This window comes from Sphingobacterium sp. 40-24 (assembly GCF_001899705.1).
Classification (GTDB): Bacteria; Bacteroidota; Bacteroidia; order Sphingobacteriales; family Sphingobacteriaceae; genus Sphingobacterium; species Sphingobacterium multivorum.
The window spans coordinates 1-21,390 of the sequence record NZ_MKWH01000013.1 but is presented as its reverse complement, the minus strand read 5'-3'; the positions used below and the strand labels follow the sequence as shown (position 1 = coordinate 21,390).

Sequence of the window (21,390 nt, the reverse complement as noted above, 5' to 3'; positions counted from 1 at the left end):
AAAACAGTAGCAACCTATCGGCTACTACTGTTTAAATTATTTATTTTTAATCACTGAAAACCTGTATCGATTTTTCAGGACTAGTCATATATGTAAAAGTTTACATTAAAGGAGCAGGTGCTTCTTCTTCAAATAAAGGGAATTCCTTGATAATGTTATACCATGTGATAACCTTTTTGATATCCGAAGAATAAACACGTGATTCATCATGGCCAGGAGCTACTTCACGGAAGAAATTTCTTAAAGTAGCGCCATCAGATTTTGTATCTGGTAGAGCGATGCCTTTCTCTTTGATTGTTTCAAAAATATTCAATAGACGAATTTCTTCTTCTTCACCATAGATGGTGATATCTTCCAAAGTCGCCATTTTTGTAGAAGATAAACTTACTACAGTTTTAATTTTTGCTTGATCAAGGGTTTCTAAAATAAAACCACCTTTATTTTGTCCAACCAATTTGAACAATCCTGGTTTACCAGTTACGGATACTAATGCTCTTAAATTCATTTTAATATTATTTAAATCTCCAAGAATTAATCTTCGATAACTTCAATTGATAAAATACGGTCACCTTGTCTGATATCATCAACGATGTCAACGTTTTCGATTACTTTTCCAAAACAAGTATGGTTACGATCTAAGTGCGCAGTGTTGTTACGGCTATGACAGATGAAAAATTGCGAACCACCTGTATTACGGCCTGCATGAGCCATAGACAATACACCTCTATCGTGGTATTGGTTTTCTCCTGTTAGTTCACAGTCAATTTTATAACCAGGGCCACCTGTTCCAGGGATTCCAGCAGCGCCTTCACGTGAATTTGGGCATCCACCTTGGATAACGAAATCAGGGATCACGCGGTGAAACGCTAATCCATCATAATATCCTGATTTAGCAAGTTTGATAAAATTGGCTACTGTATTTGGAGCATCAGCTGTGTAGAACTCCACAGTCATGTCGCCTTTTTCTGTTTTAATAATCGCTTTACTCATATTCAAAAATTTTTATGAAATACAAAGATAACGTTTCAGAGTGAAATGTGAAGTAAATCGCGATTGCCAATTTTTTTTAATTGATAGATTGTGTATTTCTCAGGATATTAAGTAACTGTTTTTTTCGTATATTTATGTACGCTAGCCAATTATAATTAACTGTAGATGTCAAATCCATACAAACTAGTCATTCGGGAGTGGGCAGAGGCCGACCGTCCGAGAGAGAAGCTATTGAGCCAAGGACGTAGAGCGCTTACAGATGCTGAATTATTGGCTATCCTAATCGGCTCTGGTTCCAAAAATGAAAGTGCTGTCGAATTATGCCGACGCATATTGGCTGATGTCAAAAATAACCTGCACACCCTTTCGATGATGGAAGTCTCGGAACTGAGCCTATATAAAGGGATAGGCGAAGCAAAAGCCATCGCCGTTCTTGCGGCATTGGAGCTCGCCCGCCGTAAAAATGAACTGCCCGCAGAAGAACGTAAACTTGTAAATAGCAGCCGCTTCGTTTACAACTTGATGAAACCCATCCTGCAGGATCTGCCCCATGAAGAGTTTTGGACCTTATATTTGAATACGGGGTATAAAATATTAGACAAACAACTCATCGGACGTGGCGGTAATGACTTTACGCCGGTCGATGTTCGGATTATATTACGATCCGCACTCAGCCTTAAAGCGCATGCAATTATATTAATTCATAACCATCCCTCGGGCACCTTGTATCCCAGCAATGCTGACAAAATTCTGACGCAAAAAATTGTTGAAGCCTCTAAAATTATGGATATTAGAGTTGCCGATCATTTAATCTTTACTGATAACGGCTATTATAGTTTTAAGGATGAAGGTATAATCGACTAGTTACAGCAATTCTTAGTATGAACAAAAACAGTATTGATAGATTCACAGACAGGGTTGTCGATTACGAGAAATTTAGACCTTGTTATCCAAAACAGATTATTCAGGTGCTTAAAGAACAGATAGGGCTGGATAAAAAGTGGCTGGTTGCCGATATCGGTAGCGGCACTGGGCTATCTACGCAACTTTTTCTCGAAAATGGAAATGACGTTTTTGCTGTTGAACCCAATCGGCAAATGCGTGAATCTTTACTGCATCATTTTAAAACCTATCGGAATTTAATCGCGCTGAATGCCACCGCCGAAAATACCTCCATTGAGTCTGGCTGTGTCGATCTTATTTTTGCCGGGCAATCTTTTCATTGGTTTGAACGGGAAGCATGTAAAAGGGAGTTCGCCCGCATTCTCACCGAAAATGGACATATCGTGTTGGTCTGGAACCAGCGTGATCCGGACGACGCTTTTCAACAGGAATATGAAGATTTTCTGCTCAGTCATATACCAAGTTATCAATCTGTCAGTCACAAAAATATCAGTGATAATGATCTCAAACAATTTTTTTCACCACGTCCAATGACCAAAATTACCTTGCCGAATCAACAGATATTGGATCTTCGGTCGTTCTTGGGAAGAGTACGTTCATCATCTTATTTTCCAAAAGAGCAAGCTGAAAACAAAACGCTCTATGACGATCTCCATACCCTTTTCGAGAAGTACGCAATCTCTGAGCGTATCGTATTCAAGTATATTACCGAAATTTATATCAGTTAACTAAGAAATCGGAATTTGCAAAGCTTCTTTCGTCGCATTTTTTCTTTTCCAGTCGATAACTCTTCGTATAGGAGAAGAATGAAACGGGAAGATTAAGATGAACAACGTTAGGATTACCCCGATAATAAACAGCCCTGAGTAGGCATCGCGTAAGGATAGTAGCGAAGCTTGGACCTGGACCGATTTTACTATATTTCCTCTTTGCAGCACCAAGCTATTTGTTCGGTCGATTATACCAGCAAGATCACTGGCATTGAGGACCTGTAGGTGGTAATACCAATTGGCAATGACGTTTGACCAGACTACAGGGACCAAAAATGAGCGTGTAAGAATCAAAAATACTAATCCAGAAAGGTAATATTTGCTGGGGATATTGCCGGCCATATATACGCCTATCCCAATATAGGAAGTAATCACCCCCATTCCTCTTAATGTCAAAGGAAGGTAGAATAGAGCCGTGTTTGTCTGTTGATTGATAATCCTTGCAAAGAAAAAACAAGATAGGGCATAACAAGCCGCTGAGAATGCCAAAATAAACTTACATTTCTTTGTTATCTTGAAATATACATAAGCGATTACTGCACCTACGATATAACCAGGGATCACATAGGTATTTATTTCGGCGACTTCCATAGGATTGGTGCCTAGCGTAATTCCCAAAAAGGAGGAGTAAAGCGAAGTTGAACTATAAAAAATGCCGAAAATAAAAATTGTTCCAATAGAGATCGGCAGAATCCGTGTTGAAAAGGCTTCAAAATTTAAGAGTGATTTTCGGATGAGCGCACTTCTGTTTATAAAAAGGATAAAGAAACAGAGTGATGCGATTCCCGTGACCAGAATAAACTTGGAATGAAACCAATTTTGTGTCAGACCATATGTGCTGAAATAGGCAAAATTCAATAAGGAAATACAAAGTAAAATACTTCCAAACCAGTCATACTGGTACAGCGGGACCTTTTTAAAATTTGACGATTTCATAAAGATGATGCAGATTAACAACGCTACCGCCAGTAATATATTTTGAAATAGAAAGACAGTTTCCCAATAGAAATGTGTTGCAAATAGAACAGATACATAGCTTGCCAAGGCTGGAATGATCATTGTCATGGGATAATAGACCGCATATAATTGATAGCGTTCTCCACGCGGCATGAGGAAAGGGATCATTTCCCCAATGATGGCCATCGTGACGATGATTTTGGCACTTCCGATAAAAAATGTAGCCATACAGATGTTGACACCATTATTGGCATGTTCCAAAATCGCATTGGAAGCGAGGATAATGAAGATGGAAACGATTAATATCGTCTTTTTGGAAAATAATTTCAATAGCCTAAATACCAGCGGTATGGCACATACCATCCCCGCATAGTAACAATATGTAGCCATACTCAGATCTGCGGTGATACCGGCGTATCCATTCATGACATACGTGTTAATGGACGTTGGGATACCATTATTGAAGGAAAATAAAATATTGAGCACAAATAAAAAGAACAGTTCCCATCCTGAACCCAACCAATCTCTGAATATACGATCTTTCATGGTTATTTAATACGTATGATGGCATTCATACCTACGCGAAGCATGGCGAGATCTTTTGGGGTATTGGATGCCGTAAAATTAATTCTAACCGGAATGCGCTGTTGTACCTTGACAAAGTTTCCCGTGGAGTTGTCTACTGGAACTGCAGAATACTTAGATCCTGTTGCTTCGGATATGGCGGCTACTTCACCTTCGAATGTCTTCCCAGCCAATGCATCAATTTCAATCTTGACTTTTGCCCCGAGGGCGATATTTTTTAATTGACTTTCGGTATAATTTGCGGTTATCCATTTCTGCTCATCACGGACAATATTGACCAATGCTGTACCATTTTGCACCAATTGCCCCTCTTCTATCGTCCGCCGTCCTAATACACCATCATAAGGTGCAGTGATAACCGTATACGAAAGGTTTAATTTGGCAAGATCAATCGCAGATTCGGCCTTTAGCAATGCGGCATCATTGACCGACAGTTTCTGTTTAGACTCATGCGTGTTCAGTTTGGATACACGCTCTTGTGCCAAAAGTGCTTTATATTTAGCCAACATGGCCTCATAGTCTGCTTTTACCTGATCGAATTGAAATTGCGTTACTGCCTCATCTTTCACCAAACTCTCGTAGCGCTTATAATTCAATTCCATATTATCTAGCCGAGCTTTCATCTCATCAATATTGGCATTTGCTATCGTCGTGCTATTGCTGGCAATGGCAATTCCAGATTGGGATATTGTTTTACTGGCTTTGGCATCGGCGAGAGTGGCTTGCGCATTTTGTAATAAAATTCTGTACTCCGCATCGTCAATAATGACGAGCGTATCGCCTTTGTGTACTTTTTGATGCTCATCAAATCGAATTGTTTTGATATAACCGCTGATACGCGAATTTATAGGGGTAATATGGGCATCTACTTGGGCATCATCTGTATAAACAGATTCGTTGATGTGGAAAAAGACTAGGATACCCCATATAATGGTAAACACAATGACGATTGCAGACAGGATATTGATGACCCATATTTTCCGCCTTCGTTTTATTTCTTTCTCACTCAATGTTGAATTACTCATGACTCATTTACTTTTCTTTTTTTTTTCTGAAAATCAGTGCTCCCGATACTATTGCTTCTCAATAATGGCGGTCAATCTTTCGAGAGTTTCTGTAATTTCAACTATTTTTTTTTCTGCTAACTCCTGTAGGATTGCATGGTAGAGGTCCTGTTGGACAGGGTCTAACAATGTCCTATATTCGTCTCCCTTTCCCGTTAACTCGATTAAATTATTCCTTCTGTCATTGGGATCGCTGACGCGCCTAACCAGATCCCGTTTACACAGGTTATCAATCAGCGGAGTGACACTTGCTTTGTTCTTTTGTATTGCTAATGCGATATCTTGCTGATTCATTTGCTCCTTTTTCCATAGTGCCGCTAATACTTGCAACATTTCGTAGGTGATATCCAATTGCTGTTCCTTTATTTTCTGAATATAGTATTGTTTTAAGCTTGTTCGTAAAGCAATGATACTATCTACTAAGGGTTTTACTGGATTCATGAATTCGTTTTTCATAATACAAAGTTAAATATAAAACAGTTAAATATCAAACTAATTTACTTTAGTTAAAAATGTGTTAAACATGAGTGCTTTAGCGAGAGATGGCATTTTATTTGGGATCACTTAAACGAAAGGAAAAAAAGATATGTTAGGAGTTGAATTAATCTTCTTTAGACGTTGCCTACTGCCACTGTTGATTTTAGGAGGCGGGATAAGTGTTGTAAGAGCGCAGCAAATGCATGCTTTTAATAATTTAGAGACTGATTATCATTTTGTATATCGCTGGGTAGATCCATTCTTCCCTTTAAGCCCTCAGATAGATGTGATGAGCTTAGACGTTGCGCCAATCGATAAAGGGCCGGAACAGCAGGAGAAAGTAAAAACGTCATCGGGAAAACAGCGTTTTACAGGCAGGGTGAGTGAACGCGTATATGAAGGTTCGGAAGTAACCGCTGGCCCCGGAGAGTCGATCGGGAATATAACCTACAGCTCCGCTAATTCACCCACCCGGTATCGTGTTCCAATTGACCGACGGATTAATGAACACTACAATGGAAAGCCTGTATTTATAGATGCGAAGGGGGTAAAATATATAATTGATTCGAAATTTAGAAAACAAGCTGTCGAGTAATTCCGTAGCTAAGTTAAAAGTATGTTAAAAATCTTTTGTTCAAGAAATTAAATCGAAATATGGCATTTGTATTGTACCTTTATTTACAATTATTTAAATAACAATTGCGTTATGAAAGCAATAAATCGTTTCAAAAAAATCACAGCTGCATTAGCTTTGATAGCTGCATTCGGATTGGGACAATCTCATGCACAAACGGCTCCTAAAAAAATGGAAAAAGAAGCCAAAAAGTCTGAACAAAAAGCAAAAGAAGTAAAGACTAAAGCCAACGAGACCGAAACGAAAACGAAGGCAGCGCCCGTGAAAGCTACAGCAAAGAAGGAGGCTGCAGTCAGAGAGAAGAAGGAAGCTGCAGTGAAGGAACAGTCAGCGCAGGCGAAAAAGATGGCTGACACAAAAACACCGCCAGCGGCACCGATGGAAGCGAAGGAAAAAGCCGTAAAAAAAGAAAGTGCTAAAGCTGAAAAAAAAGTTACTGCTGTTAAAAAAGATGCCGTAACTACAGCTGATAAAGCGACTAGTGAAAAATACAACGGCCATACCGTCTATGTCGGTCCAAAAGGAGGAAGATACTATATCAACGGAAATGGTAACAAAACATACATTTCTGACAAAAAATAAAGCGCAGCTGAAAACAAAAAAGGGACATCAATCGATGTCCCTTTTTTGTTTTCAATAGTTTACCGTAACAAATTCATTAAATAGCTTTTGTCCAGATAAAAGGCATCTATACTTCCACCATCATCCAGGATACTGTTGCTAATCTCCTTTTTATGTTGCTGTAAGATTTGAATTTTATCTTCGACTGTGTTAGGGCTGATTAATCGAACAGCGGTAACTGTCTTTTGTTGCCCCATGCGATAGATCCTGTCGATTGCCTGTTGCTCAACAGCAGGGTTCCACCAGGGGTCTACCAGGTACACAACATCCGCTGCGGTAAGATTAAGTCCCGTACCACCGGCTTTGAGACTGACCAGAAAAACGGGGGTATCCTTGTCGGATTGAAAGTCATTAACCAATTTACCTCGATCTTTGGATTGGCCTGTGAGCATCAGCGAACAAATACCTTGTTTGTCCAAAGCCTCTTTAATCAGGTTGAGCATACTAACAAACTGGGAAAACACGATCATTTTGTGCTGGTCTTTTTTATGTTGAATCTGCTCAATAAGCATTTCGATTTTGGCAGAATCCGCAGCGCTAGTCAGATCTTCATTTTGGAGAAGTTTGCTTGAATTACATATCTGACGCAATTTTGTTAGCCCCTTTAGTACATGCATGGGGCTTTTCTTGATTTCATCGCCATCTTTGGCAGAGATAAAATCCCGAAACTCTTTTTCATAAAGATCATAAATTCGCCGCTGGGCAGTTTTCATTTCACAGTAAAGGACCAGCTCATTTTTTGCAGGAAGATCACGCAACACATCCTGCTTTGTTCTCCGAAGAATAAAAGGTTTTATTTTCTCTTTCAGCACTTTTTTTCTCTTGCGGTCGTGGAAAGCATCTATAGGAGTCGTATAGACATCTTTGAAATATTTTTTGCTTCCAAGTAGACCTGGCACAATAAAGGAAAGCTGTGCATAAAGATCCATCGTATTATTCTCGATAGGAGTTCCCGTTAAGATGATGCGATTTCTTGATTTTAACAAATTTACTGTCTTGTAGCGCTGGGAATCCGGGTTTTTGATTTGCTGCGATTCATCCAATATGACATAATTGAAGGTTGTTTTTTTTAGGATATTGATATCCGTCAGCAGGTTGTGATAAGAAATTAAAACCAGGTCGTATTGTTCAAACTGCAGCCCTTTTTCTATTCTATTTGGACCATCTAAGACCAGCGTTTGGAACGATGGAAGAAATTGTTGGATTTCATGCCGCCAATTAAAAATTAAGGTCGTGGGAAGTACAAGTAATGTTGGTGCAGATTGTCCCTTTGCTTTTTGAGTAGCCAGAAAGGCTAATATCTGGATCGTTTTGCCAAGTCCCATGTCATCGGCAAGACAAGCGCCAAAGTTAAGCCCGTCCAAGAAATGTAGCCATTGTAAGCCCTGCTGCTGATAAGGACGTAAGTTTCCGACAAAAGTGGGCGGTACCTGGACTTCGGATAGCGAGGGAAAATGAGCGAGCTGCTTTCTCAAGGTGCTGAGCTCTGCCAACACGATGGGGTCTAGCTCCGCTTGTTCAAATAATTGATCGATCTCATTGAATTTGTATTTTGGAATTTCAATGAAATCATCAGCTATCGATTCGGCAGCATTAAAATAGGCCTCAAATTTATCGAGCCACTGTTTCGGTAAAATCCCCTGGGTGCCATCATCCAAGGTAATGAATTGCGAGCGGTTCCGTACCGCCTTTTCAAGTTTTTTTAGCGAGACACTTTTGGGGCCAAATGACACCTTTATATTGGCATTGAACCAATTTTGTCCACTGAGGACCTCCACATGTATTTTTCCTTTAAAACGACTTAATTTATTTCCACGTAGCGCATTAAATCCAATGATCTGTATCCCTTGATGCTGCCACTCCTCAAAAGCATCCAGAAACCAGTTGCTGTCCAGAAAGTATTTGCGGTGCAGATAAAAATGCTGAAAGCTTCCCTCATCCATTTGCTCCTGAAAATAGGGATGCTGTTTCAGTAACAGTGAAATAACTTTTGTTTCAGCTTCACGTTTCCGATCGACCAAAAATTGCGTACCCTTGCTGTCCGTGCCAAATATATTCCGCTTACTTAAAATGGGAATTTCGACCTCACCATAACGCATAACAGGAATAAGGTTGACAAAATCTTCCGATTCCTCCAAAAACAAAAGGGGCTGCATGTCCTGATAATACAGGTTTTCCTTCAACTGTGGCTTGCTTGCTTTTGGAATATCTTTAAAATTCAACTCCACGGAATGTGCGATCTGTTCCAAAAACAACCTGTTGAACTCTTCGAACTTACGTTGATGGATCAACAATTGTTCCCCCTTGTTGCCAAATAAACGGATCAACTTAAGGTGATGTTTATTCTCAATCAGAAAAAGTTGATTTTTGATGAGAATAAAATGATCCAAAAGAACAACTAAATCCTGTAAACTGTAGGCGATGGTATGGATATGAATTTCTCCCTGAATGGTATAAAATGCACCTTTTTTTGTAATAAAGAGCTTAATATCACCTTTGTTTAGGCTTAATTGTACCGGCGATAAGGTGGAGGCTGTAATATTTTCGGATTTCTCATAGTCATGCAGGTAAAAATCGAGATGTAAGGGGTTTTTTGCAATCGCCTTCAGGCTGGAGCTGATATCAATATCCTGTTGCACAGCTTGAGAAAATTGATAAACAGCTGTGTAAAATTGCATTTCCTCAATCGAGCTGCTTTGCCAGATATGAGACTGGCCCTCACTGGAACAAACCGGGTTTTTTGGTACGCCGGATTTTGTCATGGGGGATTGACACAGGAGTATTTGTAGATTTTTGTAATACCGGTTGCGCGTTAACACCACAAAATGATGTTGCTGTTCGACTGTCGTCTTGGCCTTTGGGGCAAGAGATTCCTCCACGAGATCAAAGTCATCGATAGAGGTTAACTGTTTGTCTTTTAACAGAAACTCCAGCTTCCCCGCTTTGATCTGTGCGGAAAAGTAGTTTTCTAGGGATGATTCCTTCTCCAGCCCATATTGTGTCGCAACTTTCTTGAGAAGATGCTGATAGCGGTTGTGGTCAAAAAATGCCAGCCAATTCTCCTGTGTAAATAATTTACTTAAAGCCGCCTTTTGATGACGACAGAATCCACTTTGTGGACAATTGCAAAAGACGGCTGTTGTGGGTGCCGTATAAATGATCATCACTTCAAAATCGGTGTAATTCTCCAGTACCTGAAAAGTTGCCTGATTGACCTCCATATCCATCGCATTGACCTGGAAATGGGCCAGTGTCAGGTCCATCCAAGGAAAATAAGAATAGCGGCTCACCTTGGTGAAATCGATATCGGTCAATATGTACTGATGGAATTCCATGATCCTTGATTAAAAATTAAAACTCATTCCGCCATAATAATTACGTAATGGGGCAGGATTAAAATACCGTCCTCCAAAAGCATTGATATCGTTTCCAAGACTATATTTTTGATTGAGTAGATTGTCGGCCCCTACAAAAAATCTGATTTTATATTGTGAACAGACAGCTTTGCTCCAGGATAATTTGCCTTGCAAAAGATGATACCGTTTGGCATAAACAGTGTTTGCATCGTCCAGTGGTATTGCGGCTGTTAAATTGGAAAGAAGATCCAATTGGAATTCATTCGGGAAGAGTATATTCAACGAATTTACCCATACCGTTTTAGGAACCGCAGGGAGTTTATTGTCCTTATAGTTTTTGTCACCTATCTGGTAGGTTTTGAAACTGTAGTCGTTGAGGGAAAAATTACTGGTCAGTTGTAGGCTACGGACCATACCGGTCGCTTGAGGCCTGATCAAATAGACGAATAGCGATGCTTCCAGTCCCTTTTGGTTTATTTTACCCGCATTTTGAAAATATTCAGCACCATTGTCCCGTACCTGCCGGATAATGGCATTGTTCATTTGATAGGTGTAGGCCGCTGCATCTAAAATAATCCGGCGATTCCACAAATGCCAACGCAGTCCCAGTTCGTGGTTTGTACCTGTTTCTGGCTTCAACATCGTATTAATTGTATTGTCTGACGAGCGGACCTCAGCAACAGTTGGTGCAGAGAAACCTTTAGAAATCGAAGCCCTAAGTGCGAACATTGGTGTGATCAAATACGATAGAGCAGCTCTTGGCATCCATGTACTTCCGAAATCAATGTTTTCTTTGTTCTCCTGTGGAACAGGGTAACGTTGCTGGTAGCCAATTTTATTCTCATTTAATCCGAGTGACAGCTCTACCTGAAGACGCTCCAGCCACTCCAGCTGGGTGCGTGCAAAAAATGATTGCTGACTGTTTTCCAATTTGTCCTTGGCCTGAGGATCGGTAGCGACACCTTGGGCGTTGTCATAATTGTCAATAGCATACCAACCCTTTTGTGCTTCCAGGCCCAGTTGGACTTCATATTTTAAATCTCTGCTCAACAGATCGGCATACGATAAATACAGGCGCGTTCCTATGTTCTTTTCATCTCTTTTCTCGTAATTGGTGATGAAGGGATTTTTGATCTGATTGGATGAACCAAATACACTCGCGAATAAGGTCATCTTAGAACTGAGATGCGTCTGGTTGCTCAGTCCACCAAAGAATGTCTTATCGTAGATTGCTGCTTTTTGTTCAGCAGCACCAGGGTTTGGTCCGCCCTTTGGCCGGGCTTGCCTGCGGTCGCTTTCCATTTGTGCTGCGGTGAGCCCTCCCGGAGTTTGGTAACCGAGATCCGAATAGAGCCCCGTGAATTTTAATTCGGATGTTTTTGCATATTGCCAATTGTAATTGAGCTGGATATTCTTTTTGTTTAAGGCTGAATTTTGGCGATAACCGTCACTTCTCGTCCAACTCTGATTGACGGCAAGTTGTTGCGTCTTGCTGACGGGTAATATTGCATTGAGCTGCTCCTGGAAAAGACCATAGGAGCCTCCCGTTAATTGGAGATTGACTTCAGGTTTTGCAGATTGATCAAATCCTTTACTATATAAGGAGAGTATACCGCCTGAATTGGCCCCGTAGATCGATCCGTCCGGACCTTTCAAGATATTGATTTGCTCGATTGCATAGGGATCGAGCAAGTTAAGATAGGTGTTCCCGCCGGCGTCAGTAAGCGGAAAGTCGTCCAGATAGATTTTAACATTGCGAACACCAAAAGGTGAACGGATCATACTCCCGCGGAGTGCAAGCCGGTAACTTCCAGGAGAACGTTCTTCCATCCGTAAACCCGGTACCCTGTTCATTGCCGAAACAAAAGAGGGCGACTGTTGGGATTGGATCGCTTGGTTGCTTAACACAGCTGCAGAAGAAGTCAATCGCAAGAGCGGTTGTTTATTGAAGTAGGCTTTAACTTCGACTTGCTCTAGCCGATTAGTTGTAGTATCCACTTCTTGCGCATATAATTTGCTACATAAACCAAGGGTAGCAAGTAGGTAATATCTTTTCATTGTTCGGGTTAGTTCGGCTTAGTCTGCAAATTCCTGACTGAAATAAATTTCAAAAATCTGCTTTTTCTTATTGTATTTTAAGCATTGAAAATTCGCGTATACGGAGCTGGTCGGTACACAAAGACTGTTGGCCATGGCATCTTTTGCGATGTTTTTGTTCAGACAGCCCTGCTGCAAATCGAAGTTTTTGTTCGTAGAAATATCGGTCACCTCAAAGGAGTTGTCGTCAATCAGGTAATTTGAATTGTTTAGGCGAATATAATCCTCTTGGTAAATCAGTTCGGAAGCAACAAGATAATCGAGCGATCCAAAGCTGGATGAACAATCCAAATTTTGAAGGGTATTGACAACTTTTAATTCTTTATACAGTGTGTTGAATGTATTGTTCTTACGATCCAATAGGATGATTTCGATGCGATGATTATCTTTATTGTACACAATATACCCAAGGTCATCGGCACCATTTTCAAAGATATTCCCTTTGGTGATCGCTAAAACAGCTAAGGTAGGATGCCCAAGAAAATAATCCTTCTGGTCCGCCGGTAGTGTTGTCGTTAACTTCTGATGAAGTTTATCGAAGAGGCCGGCATCATTCATTTCCATTAACTGCTGCGCTTGTTCTTTTACCCTGCCTTCAAAACGCGGGCTATCGTAGCTCGACGTATCCGATGGGAGCGACGCGGAGGCAGGAAGGGCTACTTGTTCTTTCTTTTGGTCTTCACTTTTCGTTGATGTTGGTGTTGGCGTCTTTGCCTGATGACAGGAAACGAGACCTAAACATAATGGAATGTATAGAAAAAAGGTTTTTAAATTCATGATGAAGTATCGTCAATGCTTATGCAGTCACTCTTCATGCAGCGAAAGAGCAATAACATCGGCTAATTTAGTTATTTTATGGCAAAGAAAGCTGCCGCAGCCTGGAATTAGAAAGCTTCATTCAGCCCCAAAAAGAAACCACGGGAACCATATTTTCCAAAGGCATAGTCCAGACATAGATTTGTGCGTGTTGCTTTGTTAAAGAGAACTCGCAACCCGGCACCACCCCCAGGTTGCCACCTTTCAAAAAGTTTGGTGCCCAGTTCGTCGCTGGCAGTCTGTAGGTTAAAAAAAGCAGCTCCGCTCAAAAAGCGATTCTTTAAAATTGGGAAGCGGTATTCTGTTTCGGCATAACCGAAAGAAATTCCTTTGAAATAACCGATGGTATAACCGCGGCCGCTTCTGACGGCTACGTCCCTTCCTGTTCCTGGAAGATCAAAATAGGGCAGAGTACCACCAAGTTTATAGGAACCCCAATACCAGAAGGCGAGTACATGAGCTGGGTCGGACTGGGATAGACTAAAGTATTTGCGAAAGTCGGTGGTAAGCTGTACTGCACTTTTGCTGCTACCCAGCAGCGTTGTGTTCCATCGCACACCGATATCCGAATATATACCCTTGTAAGGCCTGTTGGGATTGTCTCTGGTCATATATTGCATATTGAGCAATAGGCCGTTGGAATTGTAACTGTCGGGCTCGAAGCCATGTTTTTCGGTGTAGATGGTGTTGGGCGTAACGTTGCCATTCGGGCCGCTGCTGGTTATTTTCCGTCGTAAGTCAAACGCCAGTCCGGCCCCAACAAATAGCCCGTCGGCGATGCGTTTATAGACTTTTTCATTAAATGTAAATGCATTATATTTTGCGCCGTATTTCTTATGGTCGGGGTTGGCAAGAATCTCTTCATCGGCATTGTTCCATTTTCCATGGGGAGTCATGCCCAGCCCTGCGTCTAAAGCCACCATTTTGACAAGTGCAAAAGCACCCTGAAAATTTAGTTTATTGTTCGGAGTAAATACATTGTGGCTGATATAGAAGACCATAATATTTTTCGTGGTGATCGAGGCGGATGTCGCTGCGATCGACATGGTGGTTGTTTTGGAATCACCTAGTACTTTCCCGGCGACAGCCTTGATTCCAATCTGGCCACCAATGGTTGGGTTGTAGGCAATGTTGGGCATTAAGGTGATGGGAGAACGTTTACTTGCATGTTCCTTTTTTCGTTTGGGATGTATTATTCTTCCGATGAGATCCGATATATCGTATTGACTGGCCAAGGCAGAGTCACGCTGCTGTTTGTACTGTGCAACAGAGTCTGCTTTCACATCATTTTGAGCCGCAAGGAGTGTAGGGATTGAAATTAAAAGTATTCCTAAAAAAGCGTATCGGAAGAAATCGTTATAACGTAAAAGTTGATGCATACATTCGAGCTTATCTTAAAACTAAACGTAAAAAAAAATAAAATGTTTTCTCCGGCACTTGGAGCCTGTCTTTTTGATGGTTGAACAAATGCGAATAGGGTATTGTGTTGGAGAAGTTTATTTTTCTTGCGAAGCTGGAGAATTAAACTTGCAAATCACAGCAAATTTATCTTAGTTTGATTATTTAAACTAGGATATGATAGGACGCACTATATTGAATTACGGATTGACGTTGCTTTTATTGACAGGGGCTGCTCATGCACAAGAACTGTATACCCCAAGGAATATTCAGCAAGCGATCGCAAAGGGGACCCGTACTACAACGGGCATACCGGGAAAAAACTATTGGCAGAATTTTGGAAAGTATGATGTGCGGGTGCAATTGGATCCGGCTACAAAGATGGTGAGTGGAACAGAGACTATTCTGTACACAAACCATAGTCCTGATACATTGAATCGCTTGGCTATCCGATTTGTAAACAATGTGCACAAACCCAATGCGGTACGTGCGGCATACGCTTCGGACGATTACCTGACTTCGGGTCTAAAGATAAAGTCGTTTAAACTAAATGGTCAAGTTTACGACGTAAACAGCAAGGACTGGGGGACGGTGAAGTTGGGCGATTTTGGACAGAAAATCCTTCCGCGAAGTACTGCAACGTTGGACATTAGCTGGGAATACCCTTTATCTGTCGAAAGCGACCGTGAAGGACTGCTGAATGCGTCTACCTTTTATTGTGCTTACGCCTATCCGCGTGTGTCTGTATACGACGATTACAATGGCTGGGATCTTTTGGAACATAATGGCCGGCAAGAATTCTATAATGGTTTCAACGATTATCAATTTGAGATATCCGTTCCGAAGAACTTTGTTGTCTGGGCGACAGGTGAATTGACCAATGCCGCTGATGTACTGCAGAAACCTATTCTGGATCGTTTCGAAAAATCAAAAGTTAGCGATACCCCAATACATATCGCGACTGATGCCGAAATGAAATCGGGGAAGGTGACAGCGCAAGAAGCTTGGAATACGTGGAACTTCAAAGCAAGCTATGTACCTGATTTTTGTTTCAGTGTGAGTGACAATTATATCTGGGATGGCGGGAGTGTAGATTTGGGAAGCAAACGCGTGAGTGTGCAATCCAGCTATGTCGCCGGAACGCCAGATTTTGAACAATATATTGGCTGGCAACAATACTGCATTAACTGGTTTTCTAAAAATTGGCCTGGTGTCACCTATCCATACCCAACAATGACCGCCGTTCAGGGATTTGCAGATATGGAATATCCGATGATGATCAACGATTCGAGTGTTCCAGATAATCTTGTGGATGCACGGCAAACAGCAGACCATGAAATTGCACATACTTATTTCCCTTTTTACATGGGTATCAATGAGACGCGATACGGTTATATGGATGAAGGCTGGGCTACTGCATTGGAATTCTGGATCGGAAATGCGGAGATTGGTGCCGAAAAAAACAAAGAGCTTTTTAAGGATGCTCGCGTAAAGCGCTATATTTTTGACCCTTCTACAGAAGAAGATCAACCCCTGATTACGATGACCTCTCAGTTAAGTGGTTTAGGGTATGGTAATAATGCTTACATCAAGGCCGCGTTGTCTTATATTGCATTACGGGATTATTTGGGCGATGAGCTGTTTAAAAAAGCATTACATCATTATATGGAGTTATGGCATGGAAAGCATCCGACGCCTTGGGACTTTTTTTACAGCATCAACGCCGGAGCTGGGCAAAATTTAAATTGGTATTGGAAAAATTGGTATTTTACCAATAATTACATCGACCTTAAAGTGGATAGCTTTAAGCAACTCGGCGGTAAAAATACACTTACAATTACCAATGTAGGAGGATTTGCAATTCCGTTTGATGTGTTGATTACCTATGCAGATGGATCGGTGGAGACAAAACATCAAACTCCAGCAATTTGGCAACACAATGAAAAACAGGCAAGCATGACTTGGAGTTCGACCAAAAAGGTGAAAAATATTACCTTGGACGGTGGTATTTTTATGGATTACACAGCTAAAGACAACAGCTGGAACGTTATAAAGTAATCCGATTGATCGTGTCAGCCTTTATGTTCTGAAAAGGTTGACACGATTGTTTACTGAATCCTGTTGTAGTCTGCGGAAAAATAGCTGTTCGTTGGTGTCAGCCTTGCCCCGCTACGAACAACTACAGCTGATCGATGCTTCGAAATGTCAGATTAATTCGTGCGCTGAATGCCTTCTTTGTCGGTGGAAGCCGATGCAGCCAATAGGTTTGTGTAACATCTTTCATCACCAATAAACTTCCATGCCCCAAGATGATGTCTATTTTTTCTTTACTCGTTTTGTGTTTAAAAGCAAACTTTCGCTCAGCACCAAAGCTTAAAGAAGCAATTGCTCCATTTTTTTTGAGATCTTTTTCCCCGTCACTGTGCCAGGCCATTCCTTCGTCGCCATTGTGGTACAGATTCAACAGGCAGGAATTATAGGTTTCCTGTGTTTGCTCTTCGGCAATTTTTTTCAGCTCAAGAAGTTCCTGTGTCCAGGGAAGCGCCCTTTTAGTGGTGTTGGAATAACTATATTCGAAAGCCTGATCGCCATACCAAGCCACCTTTCGCTTGGTGACGATTTCATTTCCAAAAATAATGGCGCGATCATTTACCCATTCGATCGAGTCCATGAGTTTATCAAAATAGTGGTTTGCTTCCTGCGGAGACAGTATTTTGCCATAATAATTGACAGTCCCATCGTAAGGGAGTAGATTTCTATTGCCATCGAAGAGATTGTCGAAAAGTTCCATGTTATAGTATTGTGTGTGTTTACTAAATAGCGGTATGTAAAGTCTCCCATCCGATCATCGCTGTTTTCCGCATCGGATTCCATCGGTAGCCGCCAAATATTCCGCTGTTTTGTATCACCCGATGACAAGGGATAAGGTAAGCGATCGGATTGCTTCCGATAGCTGTACCGACGGCACGGGAGGCCTTGGGGTTTCCGATTTGAGAAGCGATGGCACCGTAGGTACTTAAGTTACCCATAGGGATTTTTAATAAAGCTTCCCAGACTTTCAATTGAAAATCAGTGCCTTTTAAATGCAATTTTACCTGACGGATGTCTTTGTCTTGTGGATTTAATGCTTTGAGTGCATTCTCGTGCATGCTATTTCCCTGTTGTAGGTATGTTGCATTCGGAAAGCGTTGTTGAAGGGTGTCAAAAGCTATTAAGTTGTCATCGGCATAAGCAATATGACAAATACCTTTAGAAGTGGATGCAATGAGCATTGTGCCGAATAAGCTCTGATAATAGGCGTAGGAAATCAATAGATTGGAACCTTCATTTTTATATTCAGCGGGAGTCATCCCCTCAATATTGATGAATAGCTCATGAAGTCTACTGCTGCTGGAAAGGCCAAGCTGGAATGTTGTTTCAGCAATGTTATTTTCCTTGAGCAATGATTTTGCATGATTTATACTCACATATTGTAAGAATTTCTTGGGACTTGTACCTGCCCATGCGGTAAACATGCGTTGAAAATGAGCTTCACTCATGTAAACATGAGAAGCGATCTGACCCAATGTAGGCTGTGTCTTAAAGTTTTCCTGTAAGAAATGTATGGCCTTGGCGATACGTTGAAAATCTACTTCTTGTTGAATAGTCATGATTGTTCATTTAATTTATACAAAGTTGCTAATAAGAAGAAGTCTTTAAAATCCGATTTATGCTAAATTAAATGTTGGATGAAGGAGATTTGTCCGAATGACCTAAGGATTTATCTGGTGCAACTAGATCGCGGATCAGTTGTTTGAGTTCTTTTATTTCGGGGAATCGACCCGCTCTTTTTCGATCGAAAATCTCCTGATCCGCTACCCGTACGGTATAACGGCCTGCAATTTCGCTGGGGACCAGCATAACGCCATGGATTTCATCCGTGAACGAACTCAGCACCTCCTGCGCCATATAGGCGGCACGCAGCATCCAATTGCATTTTGGACAATATTCAATTTCAATAACAGGTTTTGTTGCCATGAGTTAAGTTAAAGTGCGTTGTTTTGTTTTAAACAAATTTATCGATCCTAGCGCTGCAATCAAAGCGCTTTTTGTCATGGAAATTTCGAGATTATTTCCAACTCGTTGGAGTATAGTGTAAAACCCGTCCATTTCATATAAAGGCCGCCTATTCCAATGGTCTTTTACTCGGTCAATGGAATGGGCGGCTCGTTTTGGATACACCCGATAGGTGTGCTGGAGGCTTACCCGATTTTCAAAGAAGTCATGGTCAGCGATCCAGCCACTGAATTGTCGTTGAAGAGAAACAGCTCGTCATTTTTCTCCTGTAAACCCAAGGTATAGATTAAAGGGAGGTAATGTTCAGGCGTCGGAATTGCCAAGTCAAACTCTTTGCCCTGTTTTCTGAAATCGATGAGCGCCTGATGATTGCCGTTCTGGATGAATTGCTTCATTTTTTCGTTGGCTATCGTGGCCCACTCATACGCATAGCCTGCCGTATCGAGTTTGTCCCAAGCGACCATCCGTAAGTTGTGCACCATATTGCCACTCCCTATAATGAGCACCCCTTTTTTTCTTAGCGCGTTTAATTGCTGTGCAATCTCGTAATGGTATGCTGCAGGCTGTGTGTAATCGATGCTCATTTGAATAATTGGAACGTCTGCACCAGGATATAGATGTTTGACGACTGACCAGGAACCATGGTCCAATCCCCATTTGTCGTCGAGGTGAACATCCGCTTTGCTGACGACACGTTGCGTTTCCAAAGCGAGTGCTGGGCTTCCTGGAGCTGGATATTGGACATCAAAGAGTGCCTGAGGAAAGCCGCCAAAATCATGAATTGTGGCGGGGTGCTCCATCGCTGTGACAAATGTTCCACGTGTTTCCCAGTGTGCGGAAACAACAAGAATCGCCTTCGGTTTCTCGAAAGTTTGACCTATTTTTTTGAAGCCCTGCACAAATTCGTTGTCCTCTATGGCGTTCATGGGACTTCCATGTCCTAAAAATAAGACCGGAAATTTATCCGTTGCCTCTAGTTCCTCGGAAAATTTATAGAGCGAGTTTGCTTTATGTGCTACTCCAGCTAATGGTAATGTTGTCATAATTTTAATAAAATCCTTTCTACGCATTTGATATGATGTGACTGCGTTAATTTTTACTACAAATGTAGGGGATGGGCTTGGCTAGGCGGTATAACAATCTTGTCAATCTGTTGTACTATTCGGAAATAAGTTTTTGAATTTCATTTCTAAATTCCGAAGGCGTCATGCCGGCTTTCTTTTTGAAGACATTGGTAAAGTAAGCTTTGTCTTGGTAGCCGAGCTCAAAGCCGATTTCCGAGATCGTTTTAGTCGTTGTCAACAAGAGGTTTTTTGCTTCAATAAGTTTCCGTGTTTCGATGATCTCAGAAACGCTTTGTTGCAATATGCTCTGACAAATTAAATTTAGGTTTCTTGCGGACATAAAAAGCTTCTCCGCGTAAAAATTAACGCCTTCGGGACGGCGGTAGTTCTCTTCCAGTATAGATAGAAAGCTTGTGAACGTTGTACTCTGATTTCTTAATTGCTGTTGGCTGTCTGGAAATTGCCTTTTCCGTTCAGATTCAATCATGGTAAAGATAGTGCTCAATAGCTGCTTGATAACCGCATAGTCTACGCTATGTTGTAAGCATTCCTGTTGCATTAGCTCACACAAGACTATCAATCTCCCGAAGCAGTTGTGGCTGGCGAAGGTCAATGTCGCATGTTCATGAAAGTGGGCGTAGAGCTGGAAAGTCGTTTCGGGGATAAATTCACTTTTAAATCGAATGACCCAAAATTCAATGTTATTATTATGCAGAAGAGGTTTGACGCGGTGGGTTTTGCCCTGAGTGACAAAACTTATAAAAGGAGCGGTGTAGGTTGTTGTTTTAAAATCGATAAAATGCTCGAGCTTTCCTGCCACACCAATAATCAATTCCTCGAAATCATGTTGATGTATTTCGTTTTTGGATTGCTGTATGCGCAATGCCTCGTCGGTATCAACTTTATAAATTTTGAAAAGTCCGTTCAAAATAAGGAAGATTTTAATTTGCTATTTACGAATATACGGTTTCAATTACATATTGTTTGTCAAAGACCATTAGGCTTTTCATATTGATATTTTGCTTGTTCCAGCGGCAGTTTTGACAAAAGGGGAGCCTGTTGTTACGTTTCTTAGGTTCAAATTGTATACTGATTTATAATTTTATAGCACCGTTTTAACAGGGGGTTAATAGGGGGGTAATAGGGGTACAACCCCTGCTAAACCCCTGTTATCCCCCTGTAATACCCCTATTAATTATTAACAAAGTTGGACGAAATTGGTAATAGATCCGGTGCGAAGCCTGCCTCCATACGATATCCATACTTTATATGATGACCTGGGTTCTCTGTATGGCCCATTCTGTGCCGGATCCGGCCTTCCGATCACCTGTTTTACAAAAAGAATCTCGCACCCTTACAGGCAGTTAAGGGGAAAATGAAATAAATAAGAACAAAAGGCTTGGAAGTTTGTTTATAAACTCCCTATCTTTGCACCACTCCGCAAGGGAGGGACGGTTACTTCGAGAGAAGGAACCATGAAAAAAAAGAAGGGTTTAACGAGAGTTGAGCGCGGAAATCGGAAAAAGAGAGAAGAAAAAAAAACTTCACAAAGTTTTTGGAAGTTCAAAAAAGATTTCTACCTTTGCAATCCCAACGGAAACG

General features: G+C 41.2%; 19 protein-coding genes. 5 read left to right on the top strand and 14 right to left on the bottom strand.

The window, feature by feature from the left end:
- Positions 1-100: 100 nt before the first annotated feature.
- Both BGP15_RS04990 and BGP15_RS04985 read right to left on the bottom strand, forming a co-directional pair.
- A complete protein-coding gene (locus tag BGP15_RS04990; protein ID WP_070565981.1) occupies positions 101-505 on the bottom strand; it encodes a DUF5606 family protein in 405 nt (134 codons plus the stop codon).
- 26 nt (positions 506-531) lie between these two features.
- On the bottom strand, positions 532-990 hold the full coding sequence (locus BGP15_RS04985) for a peptidylprolyl isomerase (RefSeq protein WP_046671802.1): 459 nt from the start codon (positions 988-990) through the stop codon (positions 532-534).
- A gap of 165 nt (positions 991-1,155) precedes the next feature.
- Between BGP15_RS04985 and radC the strand changes: the two genes are divergently transcribed.
- Together radC and BGP15_RS04975 are read left to right on the top strand one after the other, a co-directional pair.
- Positions 1,156-1,854: a RadC family protein gene (gene radC / locus BGP15_RS04980; protein ID WP_286753220.1), complete on the top strand. Its 699-nt coding sequence runs from the start codon at positions 1,156-1,158 to the stop codon at positions 1,852-1,854.
- A 17-nt stretch (positions 1,855-1,871) separates the two neighbouring features.
- Positions 1,872-2,621 carry a class I SAM-dependent methyltransferase gene (locus BGP15_RS04975; protein WP_286768866.1) on the top strand — a complete coding sequence of 250 codons (750 nt, stop codon included), beginning with the start codon at positions 1,872-1,874 and terminating at the stop codon, positions 2,619-2,621.
- Here the strand turns inward: BGP15_RS04975 and BGP15_RS04970 are convergent, their stop codons facing one another.
- The 3 genes from BGP15_RS04970 to BGP15_RS04960 are packed head-to-tail and all read right to left on the bottom strand — an operon-like array spanning position 2,622 to position 5,725.
- Positions 2,622-4,166: an MFS transporter gene (locus BGP15_RS04970; RefSeq protein WP_286768865.1), complete on the bottom strand. Its 1,545-nt coding sequence runs from the start codon at positions 4,164-4,166 to the stop codon at positions 2,622-2,624.
- Between the two features lie 2 nt (positions 4,167-4,168).
- A complete protein-coding gene (locus BGP15_RS04965) occupies positions 4,169-5,230 on the bottom strand; it encodes an HlyD family secretion protein (protein WP_286768864.1) in 1,062 nt (353 codons plus the stop codon).
- 48 nt (positions 5,231-5,278) lie between these two features.
- Positions 5,279-5,725, bottom strand: a complete 447-nt coding sequence (locus BGP15_RS04960) for a MarR family winged helix-turn-helix transcriptional regulator (RefSeq protein ID WP_286768863.1) — start codon at positions 5,723-5,725, stop codon at positions 5,279-5,281.
- 130 nt (positions 5,726-5,855) lie between these two features.
- Between BGP15_RS04960 and BGP15_RS04955 the strand changes: the two genes are divergently transcribed.
- Positions 5,856-6,341, top strand: a complete 486-nt coding sequence (locus BGP15_RS04955; protein WP_286768862.1) for a hypothetical protein — start codon at positions 5,856-5,858, stop codon at positions 6,339-6,341.
- A gap of 111 nt (positions 6,342-6,452) precedes the next feature.
- On the top strand, positions 6,453-6,962 hold the full coding sequence (locus BGP15_RS04950) for a hypothetical protein (RefSeq protein ID WP_286768861.1): 510 nt from the start codon (positions 6,453-6,455) through the stop codon (positions 6,960-6,962).
- Between the two features lie 59 nt (positions 6,963-7,021).
- Here the strand turns inward: BGP15_RS04950 and BGP15_RS04945 are convergent, their stop codons facing one another.
- The 4 genes from BGP15_RS04945 to BGP15_RS04930 all read right to left on the bottom strand — a co-directional run bounded on the left by BGP15_RS04945 (position 7,022) and on the right by BGP15_RS04930 (position 14,649).
- Positions 7,022-10,336, bottom strand: a complete 3,315-nt coding sequence (locus tag BGP15_RS04945; protein WP_286768860.1) for a DEAD/DEAH box helicase — start codon at positions 10,334-10,336, stop codon at positions 7,022-7,024.
- Between the two features lie 9 nt (positions 10,337-10,345).
- Complete coding sequence (locus tag BGP15_RS04940; RefSeq protein WP_286768859.1) at positions 10,346-12,415, bottom strand: TonB-dependent receptor; 2,070 nt, start codon at positions 12,413-12,415, stop codon at positions 10,346-10,348.
- An 18-nt stretch (positions 12,416-12,433) separates the two neighbouring features.
- The gene (locus tag BGP15_RS04935; protein ID WP_286768858.1) at positions 12,434-13,231 is read right to left on the bottom strand and encodes a hypothetical protein; all 798 of its coding nucleotides are present in this window, start codon (positions 13,229-13,231) and stop codon (positions 12,434-12,436) included.
- 107 nt (positions 13,232-13,338) lie between these two features.
- Entirely contained in the window at positions 13,339-14,649 is a 1,311-nt protein-coding gene (locus BGP15_RS04930; protein WP_286768857.1) for a BamA/TamA family outer membrane protein, read from the bottom strand.
- A 196-nt stretch (positions 14,650-14,845) separates the two neighbouring features.
- Here BGP15_RS04930 and BGP15_RS04925 point away from each other — a divergent pair, with 196 nt between their 5' ends.
- Entirely contained in the window at positions 14,846-16,726 is a 1,881-nt protein-coding gene (locus tag BGP15_RS04925; protein WP_286768856.1) for a M1 family metallopeptidase, read from the top strand.
- A gap of 121 nt (positions 16,727-16,847) precedes the next feature.
- Here BGP15_RS04925 and BGP15_RS04920 read toward each other — a convergent pair whose 3' ends face one another.
- The 5 genes from BGP15_RS04920 to BGP15_RS04900 form a co-directional block, all read right to left on the bottom strand.
- Positions 16,848-17,459 carry an alpha-ketoglutarate-dependent dioxygenase AlkB family protein gene (locus BGP15_RS04920; RefSeq protein ID WP_286753232.1) on the bottom strand — a complete coding sequence of 204 codons (612 nt, stop codon included), beginning with the start codon at positions 17,457-17,459 and terminating at the stop codon, positions 16,848-16,850.
- A 22-nt stretch (positions 17,460-17,481) separates the two neighbouring features.
- On the bottom strand, positions 17,482-18,318 hold the full coding sequence (locus tag BGP15_RS04915) for a methylated-DNA--[protein]-cysteine S-methyltransferase (protein ID WP_286768855.1): 837 nt from the start codon (positions 18,316-18,318) through the stop codon (positions 17,482-17,484).
- A 67-nt stretch (positions 18,319-18,385) separates the two neighbouring features.
- Positions 18,386-18,685, bottom strand: coding sequence for an Rdx family protein (locus BGP15_RS04910; RefSeq protein ID WP_112375641.1), 300 nt, complete (start codon positions 18,683-18,685; stop codon positions 18,386-18,388).
- 224 nt (positions 18,686-18,909) lie between these two features.
- A complete protein-coding gene (gene ygiD / locus BGP15_RS04905) occupies positions 18,910-19,767 on the bottom strand; it encodes a 4,5-DOPA-extradiol-dioxygenase (protein ID WP_286768854.1) in 858 nt (285 codons plus the stop codon).
- A gap of 115 nt (positions 19,768-19,882) precedes the next feature.
- Positions 19,883-20,716, bottom strand: coding sequence for a helix-turn-helix transcriptional regulator (locus BGP15_RS04900; protein WP_286768853.1), 834 nt, complete (start codon positions 20,714-20,716; stop codon positions 19,883-19,885).
- Positions 20,717-21,390 lie beyond the last annotated feature (674 nt).